The sequence below is a fragment of the Methylophaga sp. genome (assembly GCF_965655755.1).
Classification (GTDB): domain Bacteria; phylum Pseudomonadota; class Gammaproteobacteria; order Nitrosococcales; family Methylophagaceae; genus Methylophaga.
This window is the reverse complement of the sequence record NZ_CBFHHW010000025.1, coordinates 23,880-28,025: the sequence shown is the minus strand read 5'-3', so window position 1 is coordinate 28,025 and position 4,146 is coordinate 23,880. Positions and strand designations below refer to the sequence as shown.

Below are 4,146 nucleotides of genomic sequence, written 5' to 3'. Positions count from 1 at the left end.
CTGCTCGCCAATGCGGCTATTACTTACAAACAGTATGAAAGAACAGTCACTGTTAAAGGCCTCTCAGAGCAAGAGTTCATGGCCGATATAGTCATCTGGCCGATTCAATTCACTTTGGCGGATAATAATCTGCAAACGTTGTACTCGACTATTGACACCAATAGTCAGACCATCATTGCATTTTTGACCAAAGAAGGGATTGATCGCGATGATATTTCTCTCACCTCCCCGGCCATCACCGATAAATCGGCACAACAATATGGCGGGAATCAGCGGGCCGAGTTTCGTTACACTGGCATGCAAACCGTCACCGTTTACTCTGAAGAAATCGAAAATGTCAGAAAGGTCATGAGCCGATTATCAACACTGGGGAAACAAGGGATCGTATTAACCGGCAATAATTTCCAATCACAAACGGAATACCTCTTCACCCGCCTGAATGAAGTAAAACCTGACATGATTGAGGAAGCAACCCGTAAAGCGCGAGAAGTGGCTGAAAAATTTGCTGATGATTCAGACAGTAGTCTCGGAAAGATTCGTCGCGCTTCCCAAGGCCAGTTCAGCATCAGTCCGCGTGACAACAACAACCCTCACATCAAAAAGGTTCGCGTTGTTTCAACCATTGAATACTATTTATCCGACTAACGTCACAATCCGACAGGTTAACAATCCATTCTAGAAAATACGTGTGGTCAGCAGGGCTGACCACCACCTTTATATTGCGTATCAGCTAATCTGAACAACACGCCCTTCTTTTGCTGATTGCAGAGCAGCGTTAATCGCTGCGCAGTTACCGCGAGCATCAGCCATTGATAAAAACGGTGTTTTACCGTTTAAAATACAATCAGAAAAGTGTTCAATCTCACGATTGAAGTGATTTGCTGCTGGCAATGAAACCGTTTCTGCCTCACCTGAATCAGTCCAGTAACTTATCAATGCTTCTTCATTATCCGGCTGCCAAACGGTATGACATTTAATGCCGCCCAGGGTACCTATAATTTGATATTCACTCCGGCGCGAATGCTCAAAACTCATTTCAAAATGGGCATAACGGCCATCGTCAAAATCAAAGATGCCACTAAGACTGACATCAGCGCCGTGCTCATTTAATTTTGCCATTGCCGTTGCTGCAACAGGTTCCTGATCAAACCACAGTCGCGCAGTGTGAACAGCATAAGGACCAACATCCCACATTGCGCCACCGCCGTGTTCTATATCCCGATTAATACGATATAAACGCGCTGGCTTCATCGGGAATGCAAACGCGGTTTTGACTGTGCGCACATCACCGATTTTTCCCGTATCCAGTAATTCTTTGACATAGTCATGCTGTGTGTGGAAGCGATACATAAAACCTTCCATCACTGTGACATTGTTCGCCTTGGCCGCTTTTTCAATAGCATCTATGTCCGCGACAGTCAGTGCCATCGGTTTTTCAATCAGGACATGCTTGCCATGACTGATCGCTTTCAAAGCCCATTCAGCATGTTCTTCATTAGCCATAGGAAGGTAGATAGCATCAATACCGCTGTGACTCAGTAGGGCTTCTGGATCATCCAGTGTTTCAACATCCGTTTTTTCAGGTGCATGCTCTTGCAGGGTTTCGGCGGCCGCACCGACACGACGACTGGCTATCGCAACGAGACGTGCATTCTCCGCCTCAACGATGGCAGGCAAGAGTTTATTGTTAACCCGTGCAGCACCGAGAATACCCCAACGCAATTGTTGTTCAGCCATATAAAATTCCTTGTTACTTGTAAAACAAATGTTAAGCGCCATGATAACGGCTGAGACAACTAAATCCAAACTGATAAAACCTTGTCCCGCGTGGTGTTTTTATCTTTCGTCTGATGCCTTATGCTAAGCTGATTTATCTATTCATCAGCAACAAAAGGAGTCGTCATGACTATCGAAGTTGGCCAAAACATCCCAGCTGGCAAGCTGACCGAATCAACCGAGTTTGACCCGGAAAACGGTTGTCCTATGAATCCGCAGCCATTGGACGTTGGCGAAGAAGCTAAAGACAAAACGATTGTGCTTTTTGGTGTTCCTGGTGCTTTCACACCGTTATGCTCTGCTCAGCATTTACCCGGTTTTGTTGAACATGCTGACGCGATTAAAGCGGCTGGTGCCGATGAAATATGGTGCATGGCTGTGAACGATGCGTTTGTTATGGCGTCGTGGGGCCGTGAGAATAACGCCACAGGCAAAGTTCGCATGATGGCCGATGGCAGCGCGGAATATGCCAAAGCTCTAGGCCTGGATCGGGACATGACAGGTGGCGGTATGGGTATACGTTGCTACCGGTTTGCGATGATTATCGAGAATGGAACAGTTAAATATCTGGGTGTTGAAGGATCCGGTGAATTTGGCAAATCCAAAGCAGAAACGATTTTGGAACAGCTCAAAGCTTAAAAAAAGCTGGCTAGGCAGCCGGCTAAGCCGGTTGCCTAACGCCAATGTTCTTCTACTTCCTGCTGACCACCAATAAAGACTGCCGTTGCTAAATCACTGAATATGCCATGCTCAACCACACCCGCAATGGTATCGAGCACCATGGTTAGTTCCAGACTTTCAATATGCTCGAATGTCATATCAAGAACCAAGCTACCATGGGCAGTTACAGCAACATTGTCACCTGCCGCATTCATTCTTAACTCACCATAACCGCCTTGTTGTTTTAGTTGAGCTAACACCAACTTCCAGGCCTCCGGCATCACTTCCACCGGGATTGGGAAGTTCTGACCAATGTTCTCAACCAGTTTGCTTTCATCAACCAGCACATAGAATTGATCCGCCGCAGACGCCAAGAGTTTTTCTCTGACCAAATCCTGCCCTCTTCCTTTTAGCAAAGTGAGATCCGGTGTCACCTCATCAGCACCATCAACATAGAAGTCAAGGTAGTCCAGTGAATCAATCGACACCACAGGCAAACCGGCTTCCTTTGCTTTCACTGCACTAATCGCGGAACTGCTCACGGTGGTAACATTAAGATCTTCGTCACGATTTCTTTTCGCCAGTGCATCTATGAACAAATTCGCTGTGGAACCCGTTCCCAAACCGACGATCATGTCTGCTTCTACGAGATTTGCTGCATGCACTGCCACGCGTTGTTTAGGATTCATTGTAGTTTGCGCTGTCATTGACAACCTCCTTGCGCCTGTAGGCAAAATATGGGCTAACTTTAACATTCAGGCTGGCATTGTCCAGCCGTTAAGTCTCAGACAACAGGAAAGCGGATATGGCTCAATTTGATTCGATTATTCAGGAAATAGAGACAGCAACCGGGATGGCCCTGCAACAAACAAACATCACCAGTATCGGAGGTGGCTGCATCAATGCGGCTTACCGATTGGATAGTGATGATCGATCCTTTTTTATTAAGGTGAACAGTCCCAATCTTTCAGCCATGTTTGAAGCTGAAGCTCAGGGGCTGCAGGAGATGGCTGCAATTAACGCGGTTCGCGTGCCCAAAGTGATTTGCTACGGAGTCGCCGATGGGTACAGTTATCTCGCACTGGAATATATTCCTCTTGGCAGCCTGAGAGGCAATGCAACTAAATTACTGGGACAGCAACTCGCTGAGTTGCATAAAACACAACAGCCCTACTTCGGCTGGCATATGGATAATACGATTGGCAGCACGCCCCAAATCAATGACCGTGAGCATGACTGGCTAACATTCTGGCAGCATGAAAGACTCGGAAAACAGCTTGAGTTTGCAGCAAAAAATGGTTTTGGTGGGCGACTGCAATCCCAAGGTGAAAAACTGCAGATTAATCTGGACAAAATTTTACAGGGTCATCAACCACACCCGTCTCTTTTGCACGGTGATTTATGGGGTGGCAATGCTTCTGCAGACGATGAGGGGAACCCTGTGATTTTTGATCCCGCCTGTTATTACGGTGACCGTGAAGCGGACCTGGCGATGACGGAATTATTCGGTGGCTTCGGAGGCGATTTCTTTGCCGCTTATAATGATACCTACCCGGTCGAAGACGGTTACCCAATCAGAAAAACGCTTTATAATCTGTATCACATCATCAATCATCTCAATCTATTTGGCGGCGGCTATCTGGGTCAGGCCGAATCCATGATTGATCGTTTACTGGCACAAATATAAAAGAGGTCAAATGAGTCAAATTA

Annotated in this window: 5 protein-coding genes; 3 read left to right on the top strand and 2 right to left on the bottom strand. The window is 46.7% G+C overall.

Translation table 11 applies throughout. The features are described 5' to 3' along the window. Nucleotides 1–645 (top strand): SIMPL domain-containing protein (locus ACTF5U_RS09165; RefSeq protein WP_438971326.1); only part of this gene is annotated, 645 nt, incomplete at its 5' end. Between the two features lie 81 nt (nt 646–726). Here ACTF5U_RS09165 and ACTF5U_RS09160 read toward each other — a convergent pair. Beyond that, nucleotides 727–1,737 (bottom strand): Gfo/Idh/MocA family protein, encoded by a 1,011-nt coding sequence (locus tag ACTF5U_RS09160; RefSeq protein ID WP_438971325.1) that lies wholly within the window; start codon nt 1,735–1,737, stop codon nt 727–729. A 165-nt stretch (nt 1,738–1,902) separates the two neighbouring features. Here ACTF5U_RS09160 and ACTF5U_RS09155 point away from each other — a divergent pair, with 165 nt between their 5' ends. Continuing rightward, a complete protein-coding gene (locus ACTF5U_RS09155) occupies nt 1,903–2,415 on the top strand; it encodes a peroxiredoxin (protein WP_438971324.1) in 513 nt (170 codons plus the stop codon). A 35-nt stretch (nt 2,416–2,450) separates the two neighbouring features. Here ACTF5U_RS09155 and rpiA read toward each other — a convergent pair whose 3' ends face one another. Beyond that, complete coding sequence (gene rpiA / locus ACTF5U_RS09150; RefSeq protein ID WP_438971323.1) at nt 2,451–3,143, bottom strand: ribose-5-phosphate isomerase RpiA; 693 nt, start codon at nt 3,141–3,143, stop codon at nt 2,451–2,453. A 98-nt stretch (nt 3,144–3,241) separates the two neighbouring features. Between rpiA and ACTF5U_RS09145 the strand changes: the two genes are divergently transcribed. Continuing rightward, nucleotides 3,242–4,123: a fructosamine kinase family protein gene (locus ACTF5U_RS09145; protein WP_438971322.1), complete on the top strand. Its 882-nt coding sequence runs from the start codon at nt 3,242–3,244 to the stop codon at nt 4,121–4,123. Nucleotides 4,124–4,146: the final 23 nt, after the last annotated feature.